Below are 2,664 nucleotides of genomic sequence, written 5' to 3'. Positions count from 1 at the left end.
CCCCTCCCTTTTCTATCTGCTTGGCACAGGTCGCCGCTGTCAGTTCCCAATTCCCAAGGAAGGTTGAGGGGGGTACGGGGGGAGAAGTTCCCTTCTCCCCCCGCTGTCCCAAGATGAAGCACCTCGACACAACCACACCCGACTTCGAAGCGCGCTTCGCCGCCCTGCTCGACGAAGCGCGCGAGACGACCGCCCGCGTCGATGCCGCCGTCGCCGCGATCATCGGGGATGTGCGCGCCCGCGGCGACGCCGCGCTGGTGGAATTGACCGCCCGCTTCGACGCCTGGTCACCACGCGACGCCGCCGCGCTGCGCGTAAGCGCGGAGGAGATCGAGGCCGCCGATGCGCGCGTCACCCCCGAGCGCCGCGCCGCGCTGAACCTGGCTGCCGAGCGGATCGAGGCCTTCCATCGCGCGCAGCTGCCCGCGGATCTCGAGATGAAGGATTCGGCCGGCCTGACGCTGGGGATGCGCTGGGGCGCGCTCGATGCCGTCGGCATCTATGTGCCCGGTGGCAAGGCGGCCTATCCGTCATCCGTGCTGATGAACGCGATCCCGGCGCGCGCCGCCGGCGTCGGGCGCATCGCGATGTGCGTGCCCACGCCGGGGGGCGAGCTGAACCCGCTGGTGCTGGCGGCGGCCAAGCGCGCCGGCGTGACCGAGGTCTATCGCCTTGGCGGCGCGCAGGCCGTCGCGGCGATGGCCTGGGGCACGGCGTCGGTCGCGCCGGTCGATCGCATCGTCGGCCCTGGCAATGCCTATGTGGCCGAGGCGAAGCGCCAGGTCTTCGGACGGGTGGGGATCGATTCCATCGCCGGCCCGTCGGAAGTCGTCGTGATCGCCGATGCCGCAAACGACCCGCGGCATGTGGCCATCGACCTGCTCGCCCAGGCCGAGCATGACGAAAGCGCGCAGTCGATCCTGGTCACGCCGGATGCCGCGCTCGCCGCCGCCGTCGCGGCGGCGGTGGAGGAGGAGCTGCTTAGCCTGCCGCGCGCGGAGATCGCGCGCGAATCCTGGCGCCGGCACGGGGCGATCATCCTGGTGCGGGACCTCGATGAGGCCGCGGCGCTGACGAATCGCCTGGCGCCGGAGCACCTTCAACTCATGGTGGAACATCCGCGTGCATTGCTCGCGCAGATCCGCCATGCCGGCGCGGCCTTCCTCGGCCGCTTCTGCCCCGAGGCGGTGGGCGACTACGTGGCCGGGCCGAACCACGTGCTGCCAACGGGGCGGACGGCGCGCTTCGCCTCGGGGCTGTCGGTGTTTGACTTCCTCAAGCGCACGACCTGGGTGGAGGCGGATGAGGCGGCGCTTGCCGCCGTGGGCCCCGCCGCGGTTGTGCTGGGGGAGGCCGAGGGCCTGACCGCCCATGCGCGCAGCGTCGCCCTGCGGCTTGGTGGTTGACCCGGCGCGGCGCGAGGACCATTTTGCGGCGCTTTTCCGCGCCCCCCATTTCCGCGCGCCGCGTGCGCGCCCAATCAAAGAGGCCCGATGTCTAAGGAAGACATGATCGAGTTCAGCGGGCAGGTGGTCGAACTGCTGCCCAACGCGATGTTCCGCGTGAAGCTGGACAATGACCACATCGTTCTCGCGCACACGAGCGGCAAGATGCGCAAGAACCGCATCCGCGTGCTCGCGGGCGACCGCGTGAACGTGGAGATGACGCCCTACGACCTGACCAAGGGTCGCATCACCTTCCGCTTCAAGTAACCGCGTCCATGGCCGATGCGCGCCCGCCGCTGGTGCTGGCGAGCGCCAGCCCGCGGCGCCTGGAACTCCTTGCCCGCCTCGGCGTCGTGCCGGACCGGGTCCTGCCGACCGACATCGACGAGACGCCCTACAAGGGCGAGGTGCCGCGCCCCCACGCGGCGCGGCTCGCGCGTGCCAAGGCGGAGGCCGCGGCCGCGCTGGCGCCGGCGGCGATCGTGCTGGCGGCCGACACGGTCGTGGGTGTGGGCCGGCGCATCCTGCCAAAGGGGGAGACGGAGGCGCAGGCGCGCGCCTGCCTCGACCTGCTGTCGGGCCGCCGGCATCGCGTGACGACGGCCGTGGTTCTGGCGCTTCCCGATGGCCGGCGGCTGTTCCGCAGCGTGGAAAGCCAGGTGACCTTCCAGCGCCTGACGGGCCAGCAGGTGGAGGCCTACATCGCCTCGGGCGAATGGCGCGGCAAGGCCGGCGCCTATGCCATCCAGGGCGGGGCGGAAGCCTTCATCCGGTTCCTGTCGGGCAGCCATTCCAACGTCGTCGGCCTGCCGCTGTTCGAGACCGCGCAGCTGCTGCGGGGGATCGGGTGGCTCACGCCCTGATCCTCGTCAGCGCGTCGCCGGGGGAACGGCGCACGGCGCTGCTGATCGACAGCGTGGCGGCCGAGGCCTGGGTCGAGCGCCCCGCGCGGCCCGATGGCGTCGGCGACCTGCATCGCGGCCGCGTCGCGGCGGTCGCCCCGGCCATGGCGGGGGCGTTCGTGGCGCTGGTCGGCGGCGAGACCGGATTCATGCCGGAACGCGAGGCCAGCGACGCCCGCCGCCCGATTGCCGAGGCGGTGAACGAAGGCATGGCGCTCGCGCTGCGCATCACGCGCGCCGCGCAGGGGGGAAAAGGCCCGCGCGTGACGGCGCGGCTGACGGAGGCCGAGCGCGGCGCGATCGCCGCGGCGCCCGGC

General features: G+C 72.3%; 4 protein-coding genes. All 4 read left to right on the top strand.

Translation table 11 applies throughout. The features are described from left to right. Positions 1-113: 113 nt before the first annotated feature. On the top strand, positions 114-1,406 hold the full coding sequence (gene hisD, locus HW577_RS23445; protein WP_198378520.1) for a histidinol dehydrogenase: 1,293 nt from the start codon (positions 114-116) through the stop codon (positions 1,404-1,406). A gap of 87 nt (positions 1,407-1,493) precedes the next feature. Further along, complete coding sequence (gene infA, locus HW577_RS23440) at positions 1,494-1,712, top strand: translation initiation factor IF-1 (RefSeq protein WP_137128126.1); 219 nt, start codon at positions 1,494-1,496, stop codon at positions 1,710-1,712. Positions 1,713-1,720: 8 nt separating this feature from the next. After that, positions 1,721-2,308, top strand: a complete 588-nt coding sequence (locus tag HW577_RS23435) for a Maf family nucleotide pyrophosphatase (RefSeq protein WP_198378519.1) — start codon at positions 1,721-1,723, stop codon at positions 2,306-2,308. After that, positions 2,293-2,664, top strand: a 372-nt coding sequence (locus HW577_RS23430; RefSeq protein WP_474100254.1) for a S1 domain-containing protein, incomplete at its 3' end; no start/stop codon positions are given. The genes HW577_RS23435 and HW577_RS23430, both read left to right, overlap by 16 nt.

The organism is Neoroseomonas rubea, assembly GCF_016106015.1.
Lineage (GTDB): Bacteria > Pseudomonadota > Alphaproteobacteria > Acetobacterales > Acetobacteraceae > Neoroseomonas > Neoroseomonas rubea.
This window is presented reverse-complemented; position numbering and strand designations above follow the sequence as displayed.